The sequence below is a fragment of the Streptomyces sp. AK02-01A genome (genome assembly GCF_033795305.1).
GTDB lineage: Bacteria > Actinomycetota > Actinomycetes > Streptomycetales > Streptomycetaceae > Streptomyces.
Map to the genome: position 1 here is coordinate 99,002 of NZ_JARBAE010000007.1, position 24,834 is coordinate 123,835.

Genomic DNA, 24,834 nt, shown 5'->3' on the forward strand with positions numbered 1-24,834 from the left:
AAAGTCTCCTGACGCCGATGACGCGACCGCTCACCCGACTCCCGCGACGACGAAGCCTGCTGCGGCGGATAGCCATACGCGCCGGACCTCACCGCCGCCCCCGCCGCGGTCCCCGCACGCAGCGGACGCGGAGGGGCCGGCGGGGGGCCGGGATAGCTTGAGATCGCGGCGCCCGCAGCCACCGCCCAGTTCCCGGCACCCTGGATGACATACCCGGGCTGCTCAAGGAACGGGCCATAATTTCCGGCTGCCCGGGCCGCCGAACCTGCTGCCTGAAGGGCACTGCCCACGAGGGCAGGGCCGTTGACCGGCCTCCCCCGATAGGCGTTGTACAACTCTGTGCCCGCCACCCTCGCGCCGTCCAGGGCCTGCGCCGCGACACCCGCGACGTACAGTGCGTTCCCCGCCGTTCCGGGAGTCAGCCTGCCCGCCCCTTGGAGAGCGAAGGGGAGCGACTTGAGAGCGAGGGCCTGAAAGAACGCATTGCGGTGTTGGACCCACTGCCGTCGGCTCTCACTCCACCTCTGCACCTCATCACGCGCAAGTTGCTCAGGGTCCGCCGCGAAGAACTGGTTCCCCTCATTGTTCCGCATGTAAATACCGACACCGGTCGAACCGAGCGGCGCAGGCGGTCCCTCCACATGGCGCCGGCGATCCACTACGACTTGACCCGGCTCGTTCTCGCTTGCGAGGTAGTACGTCGAGCTGCCCGAAGACGACCAAGAGCGTTCGGAGCTGTCACCGTCCGACCCGCCGAAGCCGGTCCTGGATTGACTGTTTGGCATTCCAGAATTTCCTTTCCTCCGCTGAAACCGAACTGTCTTTCTTGTGCGGGACTCTCGGTCGGCCGACCCAGGACCGCGAAGCACGGTCATCCAGAACGACGGGAAAGGACGCGGCAGAGTTCACGCTTTCCGCGACCCATCTGACGAGCCTTCCGATGCCTCAGTAGGAACCATTCGCCGCGTCAACGCCTCGGCCGCTGAAGCGCCGAGAGGCGTCGACGTGGCAGACGCCGGTCGACTCGCCCGGACCCGGCATGCCGAGCATGAAAAGGGAGGGGTGGAGATGTAACCGGCCCGGGTGAACCACGAGATGGGATCTCCGCGGACGGTGACACCGGTGTGCGGGTGCTGATCCACCGCAATCCCGGTCATCGGGCGCCCGAGCCCGCCGCGAACGGCCACAGACCGCGTGCCGGCGTGCGGGTGGCACGGCGCCGCATCCACGAGCCCTCTGCCTCCCAGGCCGCCGGACCTGGTCAACCGCCGCTTCGAGGCGAGCCGGCCGAACCAGTTGTGGTCGTGGCCGCCCCGTCCCTGCCCGGACCCGAAAGGGCGGGATGCCTGACCGGACGGGCAGAGGGCCCTTGAGGGGGCGCACCGACAAGATCGAGCCTGGCCGATTTCTATATCCTCGGCGGGGACGTCGCACCGGAGAAAGACGGTTCCGTCGCGGACCGGATGTCCCCACAGCACAACAACGGAGATGTCGCGGATGAATCACAGTCAGGTGCCCGATCAGTCAGCACCCGGCCATCGTCCGCTGCCGTGGACAACGGTGTCGGCCCCCGCGACGACGGCTGCTCCGGGCCGTGACAGACAGGCGCTTAATCGTGAGAAACAGGGCTGGCGGCAGTATGTCTGGCAGAAGGCTCGCGCGGGTGTCCCAGTCCCTGGAACCCGACGAATTGCACGGAGCGCGCACGGAGCCTCTGACGGTTCGCCGGGTCGGCGACGCCTGGCTGGTCCATCCTGCCGACGGCCCTGACCGGCGGTCCCTGCTGTTCGCCGCCGGCCTGGCAGCCGACCCCGAGTACTCCGTGGTGGTGGTGGACCTCCCACAGGGCTCGGTGCTGGACGCCGTGACAGAAGCGGTGTCCCGAGCAGTCCCTGTCGGGCGCCGCGGTCTGCGGGTGGTGTTCGGCAAGACTCCGGCGCCGGGGCCTGTCGCCGCTGGCCGGTGGCTGGCATGGCGCCTCGGGCAGAACGTGGTCGTACCGGACGGCGTCCCGCTCCCGTGCGCCGGGGGCGCCCTCTTCATTGGAGCGGACCAGGGACGGGGCTGGGTACTTTGTCCACCAGAGGGGCCCGACCGGTACCTGTCCCGGCGCTTCCCACGGCCGACCTGGGACGAGAGCCTGCCGGACCGGCCCCGGCCAGTGGGAGAGTCCGCCGTGGCCGAACCCGTGGGCGCGGGGCTGTGGATACGGCCGGCGAGGGAGGACGCTGCCCAGCACCGCCACCGGAGATACCTGGCCGCACATCTGCGGAGCCGTCATGATGCGCCCACGGTGGTGGTTGGCGCCCCTGGTGCGCCGGACCCAGCGCCGGAGGACATCGCCTCGTTCTGGCGGGACCTTCCGGAGGAGACAAGACCCGCGATCCGTTTCGTGGTGTTCCGAGGGGCACGGGCGGCGCAGGGCCGGCCCTTCGGCGAGACCTTGGCCACAATGACCGGCGAGCCGGTGCGTGTGTACAACGGTTTTCCCACCAGCGATCCGCTCGTCGGCCGAGCGCCGCAGGACGAGGTGCTCCTCATGGCGGAGGACGGGACTCCGGGACGCCCTCTCTTCGCTCGTGAGTTTCTCCATCTTCCTCCAGAACCCGGCGGAGGAAAGGCCCACCCCTTTCTTGTGGTGGACCACCACTGGCCCCTGGACCACCTGCCGATGCTCCGCCCCGGTCTCTATCGCGGTGGGCCGGACGTGGTGCTGGAAGTCCTCCCCGGAGGCCTGTGGATACGCCCTTCCCACGAACCGCCACACGCTGAAGAGATGCGCGGGGCGCCCGCCGATCCCCACCACGAACGTGTGCTGTGTGACGCCGGCGTCCCTCAGACGCTGCCCCGGCTGCAGAAGCTGGCCGAGGATGTCATGCGACGCCTCCCCTCGGAAACCGGTCAGCGGGTGCGTGTGGTGAGCACCAGCCGGCCGCGCGGCGCGACGGCCGCCGACACCGAGATCCACGCCCGGACGTCCCCGTCCGGCACGGTCCCACCGGTCGGTAGCGGGCCACAGCCGAAGGAATCCAGGACCGAGCCGGACGGGCCGACAGCCCGCTCGCACCACCAAGTCGGCTCTCCTCAGGACGCCGCGGCGATCGTCGCCCTGGCCCTCCGGAGGAACCCGGGGCTGAGTAAGGGCCATCCGCCCGAGGCCGTCTTGGCCGGACTCGTCGCGGTCCGTCTCCAGCTCACGGTCTACGGAGGGGATACCGAGCAGGATCCCGGACCCTTCGGCGGCAGGGTGCTGCCGCCGACCGGCCCACACGCGCTCAAAGGCCTGGCGATGCTGCCCGCACACCACGGTGTGGTGGCGCTGCGGGCCGACCTCGACGAGGCGGAGGCGAAATGGTACGAGGAACGCTTCGAGGTCACCGGGCATGGCGTGTTCTCGGCGTCCATCACTGGGAATCCCGGCATAACGAGGAACACGGACCTTCTCATCTGGTCTCTCACCGGCCGCCGCACGGCCCTGCTGGAACCGGAGTTGCCCGACAGGGTGTTGTTCGCACCGGGAACACGGTTCGAGGTACTGGACGTCCGGGTCGGCCGGGGTGAGCGCACCGTCGTGATGATGCGGGAGCTGCTTCCGGCGGAGGCCGCCCGTGGAGGAGACTCCGCACGAAAGCTTGTACGGCAGCTCGAACAATCCCTACGACTCTGGCGCAAGGACGAGGACAGCGGTGTGGTGCGGAGCAGGCGGCTGGATCCGTTCGCTCAACCGCCCGGACTGGCATACCCGTCCGTGGCGCCGGAACGGTCCGGCGCCACGGACGGATCAGTCGCACTCAGTGAGCGGCTCCGCTGACCCGCGAAATCGCGCGGCCACGCTTGATCACCACATCTCCGACGTTCCGCGGCGGAATCGCGCCGTCGTGACCCGCGTCTGGCTGTCACACGTACAGACGACGAGATGGCCACCGGCCCGCAACAGAATCCTGTAGCCCCGGCGTTCCGGGTGGAGGGCCGGGAGACCGTGCCGTTCTCTCATGGGTGACGACCAGGCCCGCGGACCTTCCTGGGCGGTGTCGAGCGCAGTGGGACACATGATGTGCGGGTGTACGGAGGACTGTTGGATGCCGAGGCGTCAGATGGCCGTGTCAGTGGACCACAACACCGTGCCGCCGGACCGGATGACGACGTCTCCGCCGGCTTCCATGACGAGTTGGGCGCCGTCGTGGCCCATGGTCTTCGAGGCCCAGGCGACCTCCCCGTCCTTGGTGTAGACCACGAAATTTCCATCGCCCTGGAAGGCCGTCTTGGCGCCACGTCCCTCAGTGCCCGCCCACCACAAGGGGGTGCCCTTCGTGTCGTAGAGCACCAGGTTTCCATCGCCTTGGAAAGCGAGAGTGATCCGGTTGGTCGCCCAGCTCTGGCCGGGCTTGAGCTCGCTGGCGCCGCGCACCACCGTCGTCGTCCAGTGGGACCGCTGCGGCGTGCCGCTTGCCCGCGGCGATGTGTCCGGGGCGACGAGCCGCGCCTCATGGGAGGGCGAGACCCCGGACGCCTCGCCACGATCGCGGGTCTTGTCGGCCGCCTTGGCGTTGTCTTTGGGCGTGCCGGACTCTTCAGTCCGCGCGATCACACTTCTGCCGGTATCCGGGGGCCGCACTTCCCGCGTGCTGTCCCCGGCCAGGTCCTCCGAACCGGCCTTGACACTGCCCGAGGGCGTGTTCTCCTCCGGCACGACCAACGCCACAAGAAGCAGTGCGCCGAGCACGGCCGCTCCGGCGAGCACGCGCCTGGCGCGTTTCACGCGGGACCTCAGGCGCCCCTCCGCCGGTCCTTGGGGCTCGGCAGAGGGGCTCTGGGCACCTCGGCCTCGATGGCGCAGACCACGGAGAGCGACAGTGGCATCCTGCTCGGGCCAGGGCCTCCGGGCCCCGGAGGCTGCCGGGAGAAGCGTCGCGGCCCGATCGACAGCCGCCGTGTCCTGATCGGTGCCCCCGGAGTTCAGTGGCTCCCCGATGGCACCGGACGCGGCACGGCCTTCCTCCGCCTCGCCCGGTGAAGCCAGCCGCCAGGGAAGATCCCCTTCCCACACCGCCTGACCAGCCGTCGCCCCGGCGGACTGGTGGGGGCCGCCGGCGTCCGGCTCACGGTAATTCATCTGAATGCCTTTCCCGGTCGGCGGGTTGAGTGATCGCTCGGCGCCGACCGCCGGTCTGCCGCGCCCGTGGGGCGACCCGATCGGCCGAGACCGGAGAATGAGTAGCTCGGCAGAGGGCCGGCCGTCACAAGACCTGACCACCGCGGCCCAACTCTGCCGCGTGCCAGCCTAGGCAGCACAAGTCAGCCCCAGTGGCCCTCGAACTGTGCTGTGCACGGACACACAGCAGCCCTGCCCTTTTCGCCAGAAGCGGTTCCAGGAAGCCCGTGCGACCGGCGCAGGCGACCGGCACGGGTCCGGTCACGCAGCTCCAGTCGTCTGGCCACAATCCGGATGACACTCTTGATCAGGTGCCCGGAGTCGCTGAGCCCATTGGCATCTTTACGTCCGCGACCTGCGGCTTTGAACGCGTCGACCGCGCGCTGTCCCCACTCGGCCACCAACAGCCCGGCACGTGACTCGCTCTTCCGCGTGGTGCGCATCGGGCCCAACAGCGCTCTCATCAGCATGAGAGGAACGGCCGATCGCCCGGGACAAACCGCACCTGTGTGACGCCACACCGCACACCGTGACCGATTAAGGTGCGAGTTGAACCGCGAGAAGATCATCCGCGTTGTGTTTCGTTTCCCAACACCTGCTGAGTGGCTGACAGCCCTCGTCCGAGTCTTCCTGCTGGGTTCCTGCGGCATGACGGCTGTCCCTCAGGCGTGACAGCGGCGCCGCGCGGTCCCCCCGGCATTCGTTCCTTACAGGATAGGCAAGCCGATGAGTATGGACAGGACCGAAGAACAGGCCGCCTCTGTCACAGCACCGCACGACTCCGTGGAGGACATGCGGTTCGCGCTGCTGGGACCGCTGCGTGCCTGGCTCCCGGGCCGGGAGGTCGACCTGGGTTCCCCGCAGCAACGGGCCGTGCTGGCGGCCATGTTGCTGCGGCAGGGACGGCCGATCGCGGTCGAGCAACTCGTCGACGCCATATGGGGCGACAGCCCGTCACCAGGGGCGGTGTCCACCGTCCGCACCTATGTGTCGCGGTTGCGCAGGGTGCTGGAGCCGGACCGCGAGTCGGGCCGACGCGCGCGCGTGGTGGTCTCCGTGGCGGGTGGCTATGCCCTGTCGCACCGTCAGGGAACCGTAGACATGGAGGAGTTCGAGGCGCGGGCTGCCGACGGCAGACGTCTGGACGATGCCGGCCTGCCGCATGACGCCGCCGAAGCCCTCACCTCCGCATTGGACATATGGCAGGGGCCGGCCTTGGGAGGGGTACCCGGGCCGCTGGCCGACGCCGAGCGGATGCGGCTGGAAGAGCGACGGATGAGCGTGCTGGAAGCCAAGCTCGACCTCGGACTGCGGCTGGGACGGCACGACGACGCGGTGGCGGAACTGACCGCGCTGTGCGCGGCGCATCCACTGCGCGAGCGGTTGTGGGCGCTGCTGATCCTCGGCCTGTACCGCTGCGGACGACGGGCCGACGCCCTGCGCGCGTATCGGGAGGCCCGCAAGGTCTTGGTGGCCGAGCTGGGTGTCGAACCGGGCCGGGAACTGCAAGACCTGCACGCCGGGGTGCTGACCGGGAATCTGCCGTCGGCCGGCTCCGAGGCGCCGGCTCGGCCCGCGGATACGAGCCTGAGAGCCGCGACGGCTCCGATCGCGCGAGGTCAGTCCTCCACCAAGGACGACGGCACGCCAGGGACCACGCCGTCCGGCGGACAGCCGTTCCCGTCCGCCGACGCGGCCTCCGCTGTCCCTCCACGCCAACTGCCCGACCGGCTGGCGACCTTCGTCGGGCGAAAGGACGAGATCGCCGAAGCCATGTCCCTCGTCCCCGCTCCCGGCGAACCGTCCGCGGTCATCGCCATCAGCGGTACGGCTGGAGTGGGCAAGACCGCCGCGGCGGTCCACCTGGCCCACGCCGTGGCGGGCCGTTTCCCCGAAGGCCAGCTCTATCTCAACCTCCGCGGTTTCGACCCCTCCGGTGGCGCGGTGCAACCCGCGGCGGCCATCCAGGCGATCCTCACGGCCGTCGGGCACGAACGGCAGATTCCGCGGGACCCGGATGCCCAGATGGACCTGTACCGCAGTGTGCTGGCACAGCGGCCTCTGTTGATCCTTCTGGACAACGCACGCGACAGTGACCACGTCCGCCCCCTGCTGCCCAGTACGTCCGGATGTCTGGTCCTCGTCACCAGCCGCGACCCGCTGGCCGGTCTCGTCACCACCCACAGCGCGTTCCCGATCGCGCTGGGCGCCCTCGAAGAGGACGAAGCGGTCGCCTTCCTGGCAGAACGGATCGGCAGGGCGCGCGCCTCCGCCGAACCGCGGGCGGTGCGGGACATCGTCAACGCGTGTGCCAGGCTGCCCCTGGCGCTGGCCATCGTGGCCTCACACGCAGCCACCCACCCGGCGTCCTCACTGTCCCGGGTGGCAACCGAACTCCGCCTGGCCAGGGGAGATCTGGATGCCTTCCAGACCTCCGATTCCCCCGTTGACCCGCGGCCCGCCGACGCCCCGGCCCGACGCGACACGCCCCGCGGTCCTGTGGCCCTGCACTCCCTTCCCAGGGCCATCGACGACTTCGTCGGCCGCCGCGCCGAGCTGCTCAGGCTCACCGAACTGGCGGACGATGCCGCCGGCCGGACCGCCTCGGACAGCGCTGTGGTGGCCGCGGTGTACGGGCCACCTGGTGCCGGCAAGACCGCGCTCGCCGTTCATGCCGTCCGCCGCCTGGCCGACAGATTCCCGGACGGACAGATCGTCCTGGATCTGCGGGGCACCGACGAGAATCCGCCGCAGACCGCGGAGCTCATGCTGCGGGCCCTCAAAGCCCTTGGCTGCTCCGACCACGACCTGGCCGGCACCGGCCCGCGCGACCGTCCCGGCCTGTACCAGGAGATGGTCGCGCACAGGCGCTGCCTGCTGGTACTGGACAACGCCCATGACGAAGCCCAGGTCCGACCACTGCTGCCGCACGCCGGCCCGGGCATGGCCCTGATCACCAGCCGGCGCATGCTGACCGGGCTGAGCAACGTCCACCGTCTGCCGCTGGCCCAGCTCAGCGCGGAGGATGCCATCGCGTTCCTCGCCGCGTTGGCCGGAGCCGAGCGGGCCGCGGCCGACCCCGAAGCCCTCGCCGATATCGCCCGGCGCTGCGACTACCTGCCCCTCGCGTTGCGTGTTGCCGGCAACTGGCTGGTCACCCGCACCGGTTGGAGTGTCCGGCGGCTGGCCGACCGCCTCGCCCAGGAGGAGCGTCGCCTCGACGCTCTGACCGCGGGCGATGTGCATGTGGCGGCGGCCTTCGACCTGTCCTACCGCCGGCTGAGCCCGGGCGCCGCTCGGATGTTCCGTCTCCTCGCCCTGGTCGAGGGCCCGGATATCGGCGCCGCGTGCGCCGCGCGTCTCATCGGCCAGGCACTCTTTGACGCCGAGGACACCATGGAGGAACTGGTTGAGAGCGGACTTCTCAATACGGAGCGGGACCGATACCGTCTGCACGACCTGCTGAAGCTGTTCGCCCGTACCCGACTTGTGAAGGAGGAGAGCGCTGAGCAGATCACGCAGGCCCGTACCTCGATGAACGACTGGCTCCTGGAGACCGCGATCGTGGCCGGGCGCTGGTACGAACCCGATCACGGCGCTCCGCCCGCCGACTGGCAGGGCACTGTGGACCTGTCCACCCCGGACAAGGCGCGTAAGTGGTTGCGGGCCGAGGGCCTCAACTGGCTGGCGGCCCTGCGGGCGGCGGCCCGAACGGGCCAACACGCCAGGGTGGTCGAGGTGGCCGAGGCCCTGCACTGGTTCTCCGACCAGTGGATCTTCTGGGGACACTGGCACGAGGTGTTCCGCACCGCTGCCGAGGCGGCCGGCGCATTGAACGACCCTCTTCTGGAGGCCACCCAACTCAACTACCACGCCTGGGCGCTGCTGGTGTGCGAAGGCCGACCGCTCGACAGCCTCCCCCGTGCGACCAACGCCCTCGCGTGCGCCCGGAGAGCCGGCGACGCGGCTCAGCAGGCATGGGCTCACCTCTACCTCGCATTGGCCCACCGCCGGCTCCGGGACATGGCTTCCGCGGAACGGCACAACCGGGAAGCCATCCATCTGTTCGAAGCGGCTGGAGATCTCCACGGCGCGCTCCAGGCCCTGCACGTGAGTGGTCAGCTACAACTCGACGACGGCCGTCCACGGGACGCCGTCGTCGCCTACCGCCGTACGCTCACCTTCCTCGACCAGCACGCCCATGAACTCGCGCCACACATCGCCGCGTTCTCCCGCACCAACCTCCATGGCTCGGTGGGCGTGGCCCACCTCGCCCTCGATGACGCGGAGCAGGCGCTGGAACACCTGGAGACGGCTGTCGGCCTCAGCCGCGCCATGAACAACCCGGGTCTGGAAAGCCGCCACCTCGTTCACCTCGCCCAAGCCCTGGAGGAGGTCGGCCGTGCGGCGGAAGCCCACGCCGTCTACACACGCATCCTCTCACTCGGCGGTGATGGCGGCCGCGACGCTGTCACCACCGCCCGCGCATGGCTCGCGGCCCGCCGGACGTGACCCGGACCCCGCAGCGGCGGCGGTCGGCCGGTGTCACTGAGACGCCCCGGCAGCGCCACTCCGGTTCGTCCGTTCTCATTTCGGAGGCATTGGAACCACGCTGACAACTTCGCTGAACCGTTGCCTGAATTCTCGCGTAGCTCTTGATGTCGGCACCCTTCCAGCCGGATTTCCGAGCCGGAGCGCCAGGTCTCGTAACCAGCCCTCAAGGGTGCTGGCAGGCAAACGCGGAGCCGGACACAGCAGTCGCCGCACAGCGAAGCTGAAGCGCGAATCTCCGAAGAGAGCGAAAGGTTGGGGACAATCAATGCCCGAGCATGACTCGTATGGGTATGGAAGTAGCAGCGGTCAAGAATCCCAGAGGCGACCTGTTGGCATCGGCGATATGGTGCGGGCGGGCATGGGTGTCTTTTCTTTGAGGAGCGATGCCCCCGCGCAGGGAAATCCTCGCGCCGCGGCGGTGGACCACATTGGCAATGTCCTTGCGCGAGACGGATTGACCGGCCAGGAGACGGTGGGCTCGGGCGTTCAGCAATCTATCGCCGCGATTCAAACTGTGGCGGGAGAGAGGGGAGCCCGCCGCATTGACGAGGTATTCAAGGATCCGCGATTGGATCCGTATTACAGGACGCTGGCGAATGACCCTGCCGCGCCTGAAGCTCACCGCAGAATAGCGGAGGCGGAGATGGGCTACTGGGAAAGGGAGCACCAGCGGAACCCTTCGGTGGGCACGCGTGTCGCGGTAGGCGTTCCGGTCGACACGCGTGTCGCGTTGCAAACCCATATGGCCACGGCGGCGCATCTCGCCACAAGGTTCACCGAGCACCATCGGCGTATGGGTGACCAGTTCGGAGGGCACTTCATGCCGCCCTCGGACGCGATGACGCAGGCTGCCCAACGACGCACGGCCGAGCGTTCCGCACGACATGAGCGTGACCGTGACGCCGGAGCGACGTCGAGCGCTCATGCCCGTCCGGCAAGCGGCCAGTCCGCTGGAAGGCGCCCCGTGCGCTGACCGAGCGAGGCCGGGCCGCGCATGCGCGGAACGCACGTCGGCCTTCTCTTCTTTCACCGTGCGGCGGCGCAAGCGGTAGCGCGCGCTCATGGCAACAGGTGTCACCACCGAATCCGCCACAGGGCCTGCCACACGTTTGCGGATATCAAAAAGAAGGCTCCTGCCAGAGCTGAACCGTCCAGCTATAGGAAGATCGGCAGGGCCCCGAAGCGGCTCCCGCAGCCATCAGGATACGAGAGCCGCGAAAACCACTTCGACAAGAAAGGGAAAAAGTGCCACGAGGCACCGGTTCCGACTCTGATGACGCATGGTCCTCAGGGTCGAATGACAGCACGTATCGCGCCTTCCATCTAAGAGACGACGGCGTCCGGGAAAGCCGCAGGCCTGTCCCCACCACTCCTCCGGACCCTCCGGGAGGGCCGACCAATCACGGGGTCTACGACGTGGAAAGTCAAAATTTCTACGCGGTCCGTGAAAGCGCCGTCTACCGATGGAGCAGAAGTACGGCGCGATGGGTCCACGAACATCAAGAGAGCGTCCAACAGCTTGTGGCCAATGCCGCGGGATACGGCCTGCAGATGGCAGGTACCTTCGCACGGAATCCCGCCATGTATGGGGCAGGCGTTGGCGTGACGGGTTTCGCGTCAGCCTACGACGCGGCACATCAGGTGCATGCCGCCGTGTCCGGGGAGCAGCCCATGAACTGGCCGCGGTTCGCCGCCAACTCAGCCAACGTCGCGGGGGCGGTCACCTACGGAGTGGGGTACTCCCCGCACTTCTCGTCCGAGACTGCCAGGCTTGTGCAGGGCACCGGAGCGACCATGCAGGCAGCGGCCGGTGGATTGTCGGCCGGCGCTGCCTGGCCAAGGGATCGCCAGGGCCCGTCGAGCAGGCCCACCACCACGACACGTGACAGCGGCCAGGCGGACCGCCCCTACGGGCCCGGCAGTTCTTCGGGCCTGGGCAGGGCCGCCGCGGTTCCTCAGCAACGTTCGACGGCTCAGGTAAGCGCGCAGGTGCCGGGCGTCCCGCCCTCGGCATCGGACCGGAGTGCCAGGACCGCGGAACGCTCCACGGCAGCTCCTCGACGCTCTGATTCCTACCAGCATCCGAGCTGGTCGACGGGGGCGCTGCCGACCAGGGCGTACCCGGCGGTTCCGATGCCGCCCGCCAGTAGTTCCGCGCCGGTGCTGCCATCTCCTCATGCCCGCGCGGCGGCCACGTACCCGTTGGGAGCGAGGACTCCCGCTCCGAGCGCGATAGATGATCCGACAGGCGACATGTCCGCGATGTCCGTGCGTGGCCGCTCGACAGCGGACGCCGCCTCCATGGCGTCAGCAGCGTCGACCCGTCGATCGGCCACCTCCGGTCGGTCGCAGCAGTCCGCTCACTCAAGTGGCCAACCGGAATCACGACGCTCGGCCCGAGGGAGGTAACCCGCGAGACGTACCGCGCGGAGCACCGCGTCCTCGCGGTCTCTGGTGAAGAGCGGTGACGGCATTCGGCGTGGAGTCGGTCCAGGGAGCCCGGATCCGCCGGCTCCACGCCGGATGTCGTACAGGGCGTCCTCGTGACACGGCTCCGCACAGAGCCGGTGCCATCACAACCCGGTCCACTGTCAGGATCCTCAGGTCCCCGCTGCCGGTCCCTACGGGGCTCCCGGCTCAGTCCGCTTCGACACCGCACTCCCGGTCGCCTGCTCACGCACCGACTGGGCGGTGCGTGCGTTCGCGGACCAAAACAGTGCGCTGTCAGGTCAGGCGATCGTCCCGGCGGACCATACAGTCCTGCATGCCACGGCATGCCGGCTCCCTATCCAGCCCATCGCTGCGGACAGGCTCCGCCGCGCTGACGCTGGTCCAGGCGCCCGCACACACATGCCGTTCGGCGGTAGAGGTGCAGGCCCTGTCAGAGTGCGTGGGAGGAAGAAACTGGATGGCCGTCAAGAACGTTCTGTCGAGGCTTCCCTCCGTTGCCATAGTGGCCGACGACCCGCTGGTCCGGGATGGTGCCGCCGCGTACATAGAGGCGGATGAACGGGTAGAGGCGCTTCCGAACGACCAACTGGCCCATGCCGACGTGGTGATCCTTGTCGTGGACGAAGTCACCGGCGAGACACTGTCCTGCCTGAACCGCATCAGCCGGCACACAAACGGAGCGGCTCGAATCGTGCTGGTCACCGATGAGATCAGCGAGGGACAGCTAGCCCTGGGCGTGGCCTACGGAGTGATGAGCCTCCTGCCCAGGTCCCGTACCGCTCTGGCGCAGGTCGTCTCCGCGGCGGTCGAGAGCCACTCAGGCCGTGCCGAGCTGCCGTCGGAACTCGTGGGACGTCTGGCCGCGCTCATACGAACCATGCACCGGGAGGACGGGGCGCTACGCCCCCTGAGCCCGGCAGGCCTGGTCCCTCGCGAACTCGATGTGCTGCGACTGCTGGCGGAGGGCTTCGACACGGTGGAAATCGCCGCCAAGCTGAGCTATTCGGAGCGTTCGATCAAGACCATCATCCACGATCTGACAAAGCGCCTGGGATTACGCAATCGCACGCATGCCGTCGCGTATGCCATGCGATCCGGGCTGGTCTGACGCGCGAATGAGCCAGAACGGCAGCATTGGCGTAGCAGATACCGGACAGGCACCTGCCGAAGGCGTGCGGAACCGGTGAGAAGAGAGACAGCGCCCATGGACCACGAGCCCCTGAATTCCGACCCGCTGCACATGCCGGCAGGGGACCTGCGGCCACCGGGTGCGCGCGATGTACCCGTCGCGGATTCCCAGCAGCTCAACCACAGCCGCTCCAGCAAGCTGCTTTTCCTCGGTGTCGCCGTGGTAGGCACGGCGCTGGTCTGCACACCCTTGATGATGTCCATGGACGGCAAGGAGAACGTGGCCGGCTTGTCGGAGTCCGCCCTGCCCTCGGCGACGCCCAGTCCCTCGCCACGGGCATCGAGGTCGTCGAACGGCGCCCTGGCGGCGCCCTCACCCGGCGCCAGGAGCCGTGTGACGGCCAAGAGCCCTTCGCCCAGCGCGACCGTCCGCCCGCCAGTGCCGACGGTGACGGTGACGGTGCGCCCGCCGAAGGCGGCGGAACCGGCGGCGAAACCCACACCGCGCTGGACCCAGACGGTCATCCACGCGACGAGTGAGCTGACGCCGGGCCAGTCCTGGTCGACGAACCGCGTCACACTGGCGTTCCAAGGTGACGGCAATCTGGTCCTCTACAACCGTGACGGCTCCCCGCGCTGGCAGTCCGCGACTGTCGGACACGGGGCCAAGGCGTTGTTCCAGATGGACGGCAACCTCGTCGTCTACACCGCTGACATGACGCCGGCGTGGTCCAGTCACACCGAGGGCCACAACGGCGCGCAGCTCGTTCTGGACCGGGACGGTGTGATGCGTATCCGTTCCGGCGCCGATGTGCTCTGGAGCAGCGACTGAGCCACTTGTCGCCGTCGAGTACCGGAACGGCCCGCACCTGGCAGGTGCGGGCCGCCGCCGTCCGGTCAGCCGGCCGCTCTGTGTGACGTCGCCCGGACCACCCATGCGGCGATCTGAGCGCGCGAACCGAGCCCCAGGGTGGAGCGGATGTTGCGGATGTGGGTGTCGATCGTCCGGGGTGACAGATAGACCTGCTCGGCGATCTGCCGGTTGGTCAGTCCCTGGGACACCGACACGGCCACCTGCCATTCACGCTCGCTGAGCGCGGAGCGGGGTGAGGTCTCCCGTTCAGCCGAGGAAGGCAGATCCAGTGCGTGGTCCCTGGCCTGACGGTGTGACAGGGATCGTCCTGCGGTCACGGCTGCCGCCGCCTGTTTGCGGGGCAGGGCTTCGATCACACTGGTGCGCACGGCGTTCACCTGCCGGTACCACCACCCGGTGGAAGTCGCGCCCGGAGTCGCCCGGCGCAGTTCCTCGGCCGCTGTCAGCAGTCTCAGTGCCCGCTCGTAGGCGCGGCCCCGTGCGGCCAGGATCGCGAATCCCTCCAGCGCTCCGGCACTCCACAGAGGCTGTTCGCCGGCCGAGCGCAGCAGATCGCTGAGCCGGTCCGCGGCCTGCGTGTGATCGCCTGTCTGGAGGGCCAGGGCAGCCCGCGCCAGCAGCAGCGGCGACAGCGGTCCGGGCGCGTTCTCGTCGCGCACGGCGGTGATCGCCTCATCGACGACGGTCTCGGCCAGGCGATCCGACTCCCCTACCGTCAGTACCTGCCGTGCCAGCAGGTGCAGACTGAGCGCGACCATCGGCATGTCGTCCTGGAGACGGCTCGCCCCCAGGCACTGGCGCAGCCGGCGGACGGCGGCCTGACCGCGCTCGTGTCGCTCCAGCAGACCGAGCAGAGCGTCCATACGGGCGCGTTGCGCCTCGTCTCCGCTGCGCGACGCCTCGGTCCGAGCCTGCTGGGCAAGGATTCGCGCGGACGCTTCCGGTCCGTACCACGCGGTCAGTACAGCCCGCGCCGACAGGGCGCCGAGGCGGAGTCGTGTGAACGGTCCGGCGCGTCCGACCGCGGGCGCCAGGTCGAGCGGACGGGCGGCCGGCTCGCCCACGAGCATGTCGAGCGTCTCGGCGACGGCGGCAAGGGGCACTTGGCGCTCGTCGTCGCCCGCACTCAGCCAGGCGAGCGTGTTGTTCAGGTTGGTCCGCTCCCTGGCGAGGCGGCGCGCGCCGGCCCGGCTCAGAGCGCCTGTCTCACCGAAGTCACCCAAGGCCTTCACAAACCAGACAGCGGCGCGCTCGCGCACGGCGTCCCGCTCAGCGCTGTCCTCAAGGTGTTCGCGTGCCGAGTAACGCAAGGTCTCCGGCATCCGGAACCGGATGCCGCCCGCCGCGTCCGGCACCGCCGTGATCAGGGACTTGGCCGCCAGGGAGGCCAGAAGTCCCGGAACGGTTCGAGGCTCGACCGCGGTTCCGGCGAGTGCGGCCGCCAGGTCGGGGCCGAACCCGCCGGGAGCCTCCGCCAGGGCGCGGAACAGACGTCGCTCGTCAGGCGTCAGCAGGTCGTAGCTGGAGTCGTTGGCCGCCCGCAGGCTCTGGTGCCGCGGCGGCGCCGTCCGCCAGCCCCCGGTCAGCAGGTGCAGCGGCGCCTCGTCCAACTGGCCGTGAATCCCCTCCAGCGCGAAGGCCCGTACCTGCTGTGCCGCCAGTTCGATGGCCAGTGGCAGCCCGTCCAGCCGCGCGCACAACGCGCCGACGTGGAGGGCGTTGGCCGCGGTGAGCCGGAAGTCGGGCTTGACGGCGCGTGCCCGGTCCATGAACAAGCGCACGGCGGGAAAACGCAGAACCTCGGCGGGAGCGCCGTCCGTCTCCTCGTCGGGAACCGGAAGCCCGGCGATCGGGAACACCACCTCTCCCGGATGACGCAACGCCTCCCGGCTGGTGGCCAGCACCCGCAGATCCGGACAGCCGGAGAAGGCCTCGTCGAGTGCCGTACCGCAGGCGTCGAGCAGGTCGTCGCAGCCGTCAAGCACCAGCAGCCGGGCACCGCGGTCCACCCGGCCCGCGTCGCTCGTCCGCGTGAGTTCCCTGGTGATGCGCTGCCGCACCTCTTCCGGACCGGCCGCTCCGTCGAGTTCGGCATAGGTGATCGTCATACGCCCGGCACGCTGTCGCGTCGAGGCGGCTTCGAGCGCCAGGCGGGTCTTGCCCGAGCCGGGCGGGCCTGTCACTGTGACCAGCCGCGCGCCGCCGATCAGGCGAACCAGCTCAACGAGCTCATCAGTGCGCCCGACAAAGCTGCTCATATGGGCCTGCGCCTGCGCCTGCGTCGAAGAACCAGCTCCCACGCCGGTCGACTTCAACCGCTGCCGGTAGGCGCGCTGCCGGCACGCGTTGGAGCAGTACCGGGGTGCCGAGCCACGGGTGGAGGCGGAACCGGGCAGCGGTCCGTCACAGGTGGCGCACCGGCGCGATGGTGCGGTGGTCACTGGCACTGTCCACCCCACTCGGACCCGCGACCGGCGACCGGTGTGCGCCAATCGGGCGTGGGGAGCGCGGCGCACCGTACGGCGCCGCTTGAGTGGTCGTCCATGTGCATCACGTCCTGCTCTCCTGTGCCAAAGGCCTCTCGGCGCTGCGGTAGGACCTACGGATGCGGATAGGGCCAGGTTCATCCGGATATGCGGGTAGCCGTCCACGATCTTGATCGGATACCCGAAGGTCAGGCGGCACCAGAAAGACTTGTCCATGTCACTCGCCGCAGCGGAGCCGAGCAGTACCGGCGACACACGCGCCGTACCCTCCTCGACTGTGCTCTGCCCGTACCCGCCCAGTGCCCTCCGTGTGACCGGCCGGCACCGTCCCGGAGCACGCCGCGCGTGCCGGGGAGGAGGGCAGCGGGCGGCGACCTCGAACGCTTCCTGCGTTCAAAGTCCCTCGCTGCCGCAGCAGTTGCGGCCAAGTTAGCGTCCGCTCGGGCGCGGTCGGCGCGCCGTGGCCCCTTCGGGCGGCGAGTCGGCCTCTTCGGGCGGCATGGATGGCGTGACGCCGTAACTGCGCGGATCGCCGACGAGAGGGAGGCCCGCCAACCGGATCATCCTTTCCGGGGGCTCTCCGGACCGAATGGCCCGGCTTCCCTCGTCAGCGCAACATCCACCGGAACGGAGTCAGACATGACCACGCTGAACATCATCGATGAACTTGAGGCTCTGCTGGACGGCTCGTGGAACGAGGCCTCCGACGAGGCGTCTTACGAGGTCTACGAGATCCAGATGGGCCAGCCCAAGGGAGGCAGCGGCACGCAGTACGGCTACTGCTGAGGACCGCCTGCCGGCCGATGACGCCGGCGGACACGGGCAGGCCCCTGGAGACACTGCCGGGGCCTGCCCGGCCCCCTCTTCCGGCGCGTTGCGGCCTTCCACCGACAAGGAGACGGCTTATGACCCACAGCGATGCTCACGAGGCCTACGAGCTGCTCCTGGAGCAGCAACGGCGGCTCGGCCCGGTGGTGCGTTCCGCGGTCAGCGCCGCCTGCGCGGGCGCCCCCGCGCTGGAGCGTTCGGTCCTGGCCCTGCTTGAGGTGGACACCAGCTCGGCAAGTCCCTTCAGGCTGCTGGCGATGTCTGTCCACGGTGCCCTGACCGGTGACCCGGAGCCCGCGCTGCCGGTGTGCGTACTGTCCCGGCTGTGGTGGGCCGGAGCGGAGGTCCTCGACGACGTGATGGACGGGCAATTCGATCCGCGCGCCGCGGGAATGTCCACCGCGGCGGTCACCGTGGCCTCCACCGCCTGCCTTGCGCCGCTGCCTCAGGAGGTGATCGCCGGAATGGGCCTTTCCAGCTCCGTCGGGGCCTCCTTCGCCCGTGAACTGAACCGCACCACGATCGAAGCGGCCGACGGACAGCTCGCGGATGTGACGCAGGACACCGCGTCCGACTTCTGGAAGCGGACCATGACCGGCTATGTCGGGAAGACCGGTGCCCCCTACGGCCGGGACGCCGCGATGGCCGCGCTGCTGGCGGGCCGGACCGAGGAGGAGGTGCGCGGCTGGCGCGCCTTCGGGCGGCTCTTCGGAGTGCTGCGGCAGACCGCGAACGACCGAGCGCCACTGACCGCCGAGCTGGACACCGACCTGGCGAACGGGACCCCCACCCTGCTCCGGGCCTACGCGCTGGAGACGCTGCCACCCGCCGAGGCGGAAGCGCTGGGACGAGCCCACTCCGACGCCATGCGCGACGCCCGTGCCCGCAGCGCCGTGTGGGAGCGGCTGCGGCGGCCGGACGTGGCGGTGGGCTACGACCGCAGAATCGCCGGACTGCGGCACCGGCTGTCCGTCCTCCTCCACCAACTGGCGCCACCCTCACCCCACCGGGACGTCATCCAGTGGATGGTGAACGTCTCGGCCGAATCCTCGCAACTTCGCAATCAGGATGGAGTCGCAGCATGAATACCCTTGACGCAACCATCACCGACCTGCGGGCCATGGCCGTCGGCTCGGCCGGTTACGCCCCCGTGTCGGCGGACTTCCTGGCTCGGCTGGCCGACGACATCGAGCAGGGCGGCCCCGTCTGGACACTGATCGGCGGCCATCCGCAGGCCATGGAACCGCTGTTCGCCATCCGCGCGGCCGCCGCGGTGCGCTGGTTGATGCTCAGCGGTCACGCTCCCGAACTCGGCGCCCACCTCGAAAATCTGACCTCGGGAATCGACGACCGCGATTACGCCGAGCAGACGTGGCGGCTGTCCACGCGGGCGCTGCTGGACCACCCCGAGCTCACCCGCGCCGCGCTGGACCTGCCCGTCCAGCAGCACGAACCGAGCCGAGCGAGCGTCCTGCTGTCCGCGCTGGGCATGCTGGGCGCACCGAAGGTGCGGCTGCTGGAGATCGGCGCGTGCGCCGGGCTGAACCTGCTGATCGACCAGTACCGCTGGTTCGGACCCGGCTGGGAGTGGGGTGACCCCAGCTCACCCGTACGCCTGGCAGCCCACGGCAGGTCACCGGGCGACCTCACCATCGTCGAACGCGCCGGGTGCGACCTCGCCCCGCGCGACCCCGCTGACCCCGCCGACGTGCTGATCGTGCACTCCTTCCTGCCGCCCGAACGGGAGATACAGAGGCTGGAGCTCGACGACGCGATCGCCCTGGCCGCCCGCTCAGACGTGCGCGTGGACAAGGCGGATGCCGTCGGCTGGCTGGCGGCCGAGCTGGCCCGGCCCTCCGACGGAGGCGAGGTGCTCACCGTGGTGTGGCACAGCCTGCTGTGGGGCTACCTCACCTCGCGGCAACAGGCTGACATCGAGAAGGTGCTCGGTGAAGCCGCCACTCGTATGCCGCTGGCCCGAGTGGGCTTCGAGCCTCACGACTGGACTCTGGCACCCCGCCTTCAGGTGACCGTCTACTCGTAGCCCGTCCATCGCGACAACGCTCCGCGAAGGACCGGCTTCGCCGCGCACACCGTTCCGCCGGGCCCCGAAAGGAAACACCTGGGCATGTTCTGGCCACCCAACGGTCGTTACGGCCCCGACACCGCCGCCGGCCTCGCCGTGGAGGCGTACGGCCTGATCAAGCACTATGGAGACCAAACCGTGCTGAGCGGCGTCGACCTGGCCCTCCGTCAGGGTGTGGTACTCGGCGTGCTGGGGCCCAACGGCGCCGGCAAGACGACTCTGGTGCGCATCCTGTCCACGCTGGCCAAGGCCGACGGCGGTACCGCGCTGGTCGGCGGGTTCGATGTGCGGCGCCAGCCCGACCATGTGCGCCGAACCATCGGACTCACCGGTCAGTACGCGTCCGTGGACGAGAAACTCTCGGGGTTCGAGAACCTCTATATGATCGGGCGTCTGCTGGACCTGTCCCGGAGACAGGCCCGGGCCCGCGCCACCGAGTTGCTGGAACGGTTCTCCCTCACCGACGCGGCCAGTCGCAAGGCCCGCACCTACTCCGGTGGCATGCGCCGTCGGCTGGACCTGGCCTCAGGGATGGTCGGCCGCCCGAGTGTCCTCTTCCTCGACGAACCCACCACTGGCCTCGACCCGCACACCCGCAACGAGGTGTGGGACGAGGTCGCGTCCCTCGCCCGGGAGGGCACGGCGGTGCTGCTCACCACGCAGTACATGGAGGAGGCGGAGCGCCTGGCCGACGAGCTGACCGTGATCGATCACGGCCGGGTCATCGCCCGCGGATCGATCGCCGAGCTGAAGACCCAGGTCGGCGCGGAGACTCTGCAGATCCGGCCGTTGCACCACGCGGACCTCGGCCCGATGCTGTCCTGCCTTCGCCTCGCCGGGATCGCCGGTGCCTGGATCGACGAGGCGGAGGGACAGCTGATGGTGGCCGGCGTCAACGACAGACAGCTGAGCTGTGTGATGCGCTCGCTCGGTACCGCGGGCTTCGAAGTCGCCGCCCTGACAACCCACCAGCCCAGTCTGGACGATGTTTTCCTCACCCTGACGGGCCACAAGGCGGGTGCCGTTCCGCGCCCCGCCGTCGACCTCACCGGCACCATGCCCATCGAAGGCACCACTCCGGGTACCACCGCCATGGCGGCGGCGCCGGCATACGGCACCGTCCCCGCACCGGCACCGTACGCGTACCACCAGCAGCGGCCTTCCCATCCCTCCATGACCGGACCAGGTGCCCCGCCACCCCTTGACCCCGGCTGGTACTACGCGCGGCCAGCCACCCAACCGCCCACGGCACCGCCGCCGCGTCCCGCCCACCGGACGCCGGGCGCCCATCTGCGTCACACCGGCACCCTGGTCCGGCGCAACCTGCTCCATATGAGGGACGACCCCTCCTCGCTCCTCGACTCGGTACTGATGCCGGGTATCTTCACCGTGCTGTTCGTCTACGTCTTCGGCGGCGCGATCGCCGGTTCAAGGGCCGGCTATATCCAGTACATGATCCCGGGCCTGCTCGGCATCCTGAGCCTGATGCTGGCCACCTCTGTCAGCACCGGCATGAACACCGACTTCCAGACCGGGCTGATGGACCGCTTCAGAACGCTGCCGATCTCCCCTGTGTCGGTCCTGGCCGCCAGACTGATCTCGGAGACCGTACGCTCCCTGCTGTCGCTGTCGGTCCTCATGAACTTCGCGATGCTCCTGGGCATGCGGGTGCCCGCCGGCCCCCTGGTGGTACTGGCCGTCGACGGCCTCATCATCCTCTTCGGCACGGCCATGGTGTGGATTTCCATGCTGGTCGGTATGAGCATGCGCAGCGCCCAGTCGGCCCAGGCGGTGAGCGGCCTGGTGGCCGTGCCTTTGCAGTTCGGCAGCTCGATCTTCGCTCCGGTCTCCACCATGCCGGACTGGCTGGTGTCCTTCACCCGCTACAACCCGCTGTCAGCCCTGGCGGACGCGTGCCGGGAGCTGATCAACGAGAAGCCGGCCGGGCATTCGGTGCTGGTCGTGTTGATCTGGTCGTGCGGCATCACGGTCGTGGCCGCACCGCTCGCGCTGGCCCGGTTCCGCAAGCGCACCTGACCGCAGACCCTCTCACCACGACGCGGACCACGCCGCACGTCCCACGCCCGCAGGAGCTGACCATGGTTGACACACTGATTCTCGGAGCGGGACCCACCGGTCTGGTCACGGCCATGCTGTTGGCTGCCGACGGACATCGGGTCACCGTGGTCGACCAGGATCCGGGGCCGCCCGCCGACGGCCCGGACGGTGTCTGGGACAAGTGGGAGCGGTCCGGAGTACGCCAGTTCGCCGCCGCGCACGTCCTCGCCCCGGCCGGCTACCACGTCCTGCGACGGGAGCTGCCCGGGACCGTGTCCGAGATCCTGCGGTGGGGAGGCCGCCGCCACAACATGATCGCCGGCGCACTGAGCCTCCTGCCCGAGGCCACGGTCGAACCGGGCGACGCACGGTTCGACACGGTCGCGGCGCGTCGGCCTGTGCTGGAGGCCGCCCTGCTGGCCGTGGCGGAACGCACCGCGGGCATCACGCTGCGGCGAGGCGTGCGAGCGGCCGGGCTGCTGGCCGAGGACGTTCCCGAAGCACACGGCGGACATGTCACCGGGGTGGTGCTGGACCACGGCGAACGCGTCAAGGCGGATCTGGTCGTGGTGGCGTCCGGCCGACGCGGGCTCGCCACCTTGCTGCCCGATGCCACGGACATCCGGCCGGCCGGGACGGAACGGGGATTTCGCTACTACACGAGGCACTTCCGCGCCCAGGACGGAAACCTCCCCGGACCGGCGCCGTGGCCCCTGCACCATCACAACAGCGTGTCAGTCGTCGTCGTCCCGGGTGACAACGGCACGTGGTCGATGACCCTGGTCACTTCCGGGGCCGACCAGGATCTCAGGCGGCTTGCCCGGAGCGACGTCTGGCAGCGGACAGCGGCCCTCTACCCCGGACTGGCGCCCTGGGCGCTGGGCGAGCCGCTGGGTGGCGTTGTCACCATGGGCGGCATCCGCAGTGTGCGGCGCCGACTCGTGCGTGCCGGACGGCCGTTGGTGACCGGCTTGGTCACGGTGGGCGACGCCTGGGCCACCACCAATCCGCAGTTCGGTCTCGGCATCACCCTCGGCGTCAGGCAGGCCGTCCTCCTCCGCGATGTCCTGCGCGAGGAGGGCACCGGCCTCGGCGCCGAACTGGCGCGTCGCTTCGATGACGCGACCGAACGTCACCTCATCCCCGTGTGGTCCGGGCTGGCCGACTGGGAGGCGCACCGTCAGGCCGAGATCGCCGCCGACATGCGGGGCGAGGCCCACCTCAGCGCCGACCCCGCCTGGAACCAGCACGTCGCCGGACGGTCCGTCGGCCTCCGGGACACCGGCGTCATGCGTGCGATGGCCGAGATCGGCTTTCTGCTGGCCGACGCGCGGGAGGCCATGGGGAAGCCGGGCCTCCTGGCCCGGTTCGCGGAACTGGCGGCGGACGCGCCCCGCCACCCCGATGGCCCCGACCGCCGCGCACTGCTCGCGGCGGTGGTGGCCTCTGACTGAACCTCGTCGTGGCCGTAACCCTCGGCGGGCCGCACACCACACGCTCCGTGCTCGCCACGGCGCTGTCGCCGGACTCCGAGCCACCACCGAACGCGACCGCGAACCATCGAAGCCGCATCTCCGTTTTCTCGTAGACCCAAGGGCTGTCCCGGCCAACGCCCAAGAGAAGAGCATGAAATGACAGAAGCAGAAGAGATGGCAATGGACGTTCACCGGTACTACGCACTTGGAAATTACGGCGGTGCGCCGAAATTTGACGTTCCGGAGGGCCTCAGGGCCCAGGTTGTCGCCGCATTGAAGGAGAGGCTGCCGCCGCCACGGAGCAAAATATTGCACAGAATCCGCGGCAAGTCCTTTCCGAGCGGAGAGCACCAGAAAGCCCTTGACGCGTACCTGAAGGAGCGGAAGCGGGTAGCAGAGGACGAGATCCTGGCGGCGCGGCTTCAAGCGGAAGAGATCAACGCATGGGCGAAGAATACTGACGATCCACGCCTTCATGTCGGGCCGCCGGGACGGCAAGCACATGAAGTCATCAACACAACCAAGTCATTCTCGACCGTGGACGAGAGAAGGGCTGTGGGAGTGCTGGCGGAAGAGATCTATACGTGGGCAAGGGCCACGAGCGGCACGTCGCCAAAGAGAGATCACCACGACGACGCGCGCACGCCGGGTCAACGATCACCTGGCCCCGCGTTTCGCGCTCAGCACTCCGCGCACACTGGATCACAAGTAAGGCGGCGGCATTCCCATTGAGGGAAAGCCCTGGGGACTTCTGCCAAAAGTGGTGGGCTCGACCTGGTCAGCGGTCGGTGTCGTGCACAAGGCCGCTGGACAGCAGGACGCGGTCAGCCGCGTAATCGCACGCGACAAACCCGGCGACGCGGACGGTCATTCCCGGGATACTGGTCGCCCATGGATGAGGTCAAAGTCGTCGTCGCCCATTCCGAGCGCGCGACCCTGCGCGTCGGCGATGTGTTCCTGAAGGTGGACGCCGATCAGGCGCGCGTCGACGTCGAGGTCGAGGCGATGGCCCTGGCGCCGGTCCCGACCCCGGAGGTCCTGTGGCGCAAGCCGCCCGTCCTCGCGATCGCCGCGGTCCCGGGGACGGCACTCGGCCGTCTCGGCGAGCCGTCGGCCGCGTCCCCGGCGGCGTGGGCCGCGGCGGGTGCCGCCATCCGGAAGTTGCACGACGCGCCGTTGCCGCCCTGGCCCGGCCGGGGAAGGGGCCTCGACGAGTTGGCGGCGGATCTCGACGGCGAGTGCGAGCGGCTCGTGACGAACGGCGTCCTGCCCGCCGACCTGGTCACCCGCAACCGCCAGGTCGCCGAGGCCGCGCTCCGGCCGTGGACTCCGATGTTCACGCACGGCGACCTGCAGATCACTCACGTGTTCGTCGACAGTGACGAGATCACTGGCATCATCGACTGGTCCGAGGCGGGCCGGGGTGATGCCCTGTTCGACCTCGCCACCTTGACGCTCGGACACGAGGAACACCTCGGTGACGTCGTCGCCGGCTATGGCACCGACGTCGACCTCGACGTGATCCGCGCGTGGTGGTCGTTGCGAAGCCTGCTGGTGGTTCGCTGGCTGGTCGAGCACGGTTTCGACCCGTTCACGGCGGGCTGTGAGGTCGACGTGCTGAGATCCCGGATGTGAGGCCCCGCGGGCCCGCTGCTGTGAGTGCGTTCTGCCCTATCGAGCAGGCCATCTTCTGGCCGGAGCCGTGCCCGGCGCCGCGCCGGGCGATGCGCCGGCCCGCCCTT

General features: G+C 69.3%; 13 protein-coding genes and 2 pseudogenes. 12 read left to right on the forward strand and 3 right to left on the reverse strand.

All coding sequences use genetic code 11. From position 1 onward, the window contains the following. Positions 1-1,017: 1,017 nt before the first annotated feature. Positions 1,018-1,225: pseudogene (locus PV679_RS10090) on the reverse strand (ATP/GTP-binding protein); the annotation flags it as partial. 1,227 nt (positions 1,226-2,452) lie between these two features. On the opposite strand from PV679_RS10090, the gene PV679_RS10095 reads away from it, so the two are divergent. Further along, a complete protein-coding gene (locus tag PV679_RS10095; RefSeq protein WP_319679769.1) occupies positions 2,453-3,811 on the forward strand; it encodes a hypothetical protein in 1,359 nt (452 codons plus the stop codon). Between the two features lie 279 nt (positions 3,812-4,090). Here PV679_RS10095 and PV679_RS10100 read toward each other — a convergent pair whose 3' ends face one another. Further along, complete coding sequence (locus PV679_RS10100) at positions 4,091-4,759, reverse strand: hypothetical protein (protein WP_319679770.1); 669 nt, start codon at positions 4,757-4,759, stop codon at positions 4,091-4,093. Between the two features lie 1,119 nt (positions 4,760-5,878). Between PV679_RS10100 and PV679_RS10105 the strand changes: the two genes are divergently transcribed. The 3 genes from PV679_RS10105 (at position 5,879) to PV679_RS10115 (ending at position 14,117) form a co-directional block, all read left to right on the forward strand. Continuing rightward, positions 5,879-9,664 carry a BTAD domain-containing putative transcriptional regulator gene (locus PV679_RS10105; protein ID WP_319679772.1) on the forward strand — a complete coding sequence of 1,262 codons (3,786 nt, stop codon included), beginning with the start codon at positions 5,879-5,881 and terminating at the stop codon, positions 9,662-9,664. Positions 9,665-12,614: 2,950 nt separating this feature from the next. Further along, positions 12,615-13,265: a response regulator transcription factor gene (locus PV679_RS10110; RefSeq protein ID WP_319679773.1), complete on the forward strand. Its 651-nt coding sequence runs from the start codon at positions 12,615-12,617 to the stop codon at positions 13,263-13,265. 96 nt (positions 13,266-13,361) lie between these two features. Beyond that, positions 13,362-14,117 carry a hypothetical protein gene (locus PV679_RS10115; RefSeq protein ID WP_319679774.1) on the forward strand — a complete coding sequence of 252 codons (756 nt, stop codon included), beginning with the start codon at positions 13,362-13,364 and terminating at the stop codon, positions 14,115-14,117. Between the two features lie 65 nt (positions 14,118-14,182). Here the strand turns inward: PV679_RS10115 and PV679_RS10120 are convergent, their stop codons facing one another. Continuing rightward, a complete protein-coding gene (locus PV679_RS10120; protein ID WP_319679775.1) occupies positions 14,183-16,600 on the reverse strand; it encodes an ATP-binding protein in 2,418 nt (805 codons plus the stop codon). Between the two features lie 684 nt (positions 16,601-17,284). Here PV679_RS10120 and PV679_RS10125 point away from each other — a divergent pair. From PV679_RS10125 to PV679_RS10160, 8 genes and pseudogenes are all read left to right on the forward strand, one after another. Beyond that, positions 17,285-17,431 (forward strand): hypothetical protein, encoded by a 147-nt coding sequence (locus PV679_RS10125; RefSeq protein WP_319679776.1) that lies wholly within the window; start codon positions 17,285-17,287, stop codon positions 17,429-17,431. Positions 17,432-17,550: 119 nt separating this feature from the next. Then, the gene (locus PV679_RS10130; protein WP_319679777.1) at positions 17,551-18,558 is read left to right on the forward strand and encodes a polyprenyl synthetase family protein; all 1,008 of its coding nucleotides are present in this window, start codon (positions 17,551-17,553) and stop codon (positions 18,556-18,558) included. Further along, on the forward strand, positions 18,555-19,517 hold the full coding sequence (locus PV679_RS10135) for a DUF2332 domain-containing protein (RefSeq protein WP_319679778.1): 963 nt from the start codon (positions 18,555-18,557) through the stop codon (positions 19,515-19,517). Before PV679_RS10130 ends, PV679_RS10135 begins: the two co-directional genes overlap by 4 nt. Positions 19,518-19,601: 84 nt before the next feature. After that, positions 19,602-20,576 (forward strand): annotated as a pseudogene (locus PV679_RS10140) (ATP-binding cassette domain-containing protein); the annotation flags it as partial. Between the two features lie 156 nt (positions 20,577-20,732). After that, the gene (locus PV679_RS10145) at positions 20,733-21,596 is read left to right on the forward strand and encodes an ABC transporter permease (protein WP_319679872.1); all 864 of its coding nucleotides are present in this window, start codon (positions 20,733-20,735) and stop codon (positions 21,594-21,596) included. A 62-nt stretch (positions 21,597-21,658) separates the two neighbouring features. Then, the gene (locus tag PV679_RS10150; protein ID WP_319679779.1) at positions 21,659-23,071 is read left to right on the forward strand and encodes an FAD-dependent oxidoreductase; all 1,413 of its coding nucleotides are present in this window, start codon (positions 21,659-21,661) and stop codon (positions 23,069-23,071) included. 177 nt (positions 23,072-23,248) lie between these two features. Continuing rightward, positions 23,249-23,824, forward strand: a complete 576-nt coding sequence (locus tag PV679_RS10155) for a hypothetical protein (protein WP_319679780.1) — start codon at positions 23,249-23,251, stop codon at positions 23,822-23,824. A 159-nt stretch (positions 23,825-23,983) separates the two neighbouring features. Then, on the forward strand, positions 23,984-24,727 hold the full coding sequence (locus PV679_RS10160) for a phosphotransferase family protein (protein ID WP_319679781.1): 744 nt from the start codon (positions 23,984-23,986) through the stop codon (positions 24,725-24,727). Positions 24,728-24,834 lie beyond the last annotated feature (107 nt).

Bases quoted from the DNA above. Each gene is read 5' to 3' on its own strand.
- PV679_RS10135 (WP_319679778.1), top strand. From the start codon at position 18,555: ATGAATACCCTTGACGCAACCATCACCGACCTGCGGGCCATGGCCGTC.
- PV679_RS10150 (WP_319679779.1), top strand. From the start codon at position 21,659: ATGGTTGACACACTGATTCTCGGAGCGGGACCCACCGGTCTGGTCACG.
- PV679_RS10125 (WP_319679776.1), top strand. From the start codon at position 17,285: ATGACCACGCTGAACATCATCGATGAACTTGAGGCTCTGCTGGACGGC.
- PV679_RS10160 (WP_319679781.1), top strand. From the start codon at position 23,984: ATGGATGAGGTCAAAGTCGTCGTCGCCCATTCCGAGCGCGCGACCCTG.
- PV679_RS10115 (WP_319679774.1), top strand. From the start codon at position 13,362: ATGGACCACGAGCCCCTGAATTCCGACCCGCTGCACATGCCGGCAGGG.
- PV679_RS10145 (WP_319679872.1), top strand. From the start codon at position 20,733: ATGACCGGACCAGGTGCCCCGCCACCCCTTGACCCCGGCTGGTACTAC.
- PV679_RS10155 (WP_319679780.1), top strand. From the start codon at position 23,249: ATGACAGAAGCAGAAGAGATGGCAATGGACGTTCACCGGTACTACGCA.
- PV679_RS10130 (WP_319679777.1), top strand. From the start codon at position 17,551: ATGACCCACAGCGATGCTCACGAGGCCTACGAGCTGCTCCTGGAGCAG.
- PV679_RS10105 (WP_319679772.1), top strand. From the start codon at position 5,879: ATGAGTATGGACAGGACCGAAGAACAGGCCGCCTCTGTCACAGCACCG.
- PV679_RS10110 (WP_319679773.1), top strand. From the start codon at position 12,615: ATGGCCGTCAAGAACGTTCTGTCGAGGCTTCCCTCCGTTGCCATAGTG.
- PV679_RS10095 (WP_319679769.1), top strand. From the start codon at position 2,453: ATGACCGGCGAGCCGGTGCGTGTGTACAACGGTTTTCCCACCAGCGAT.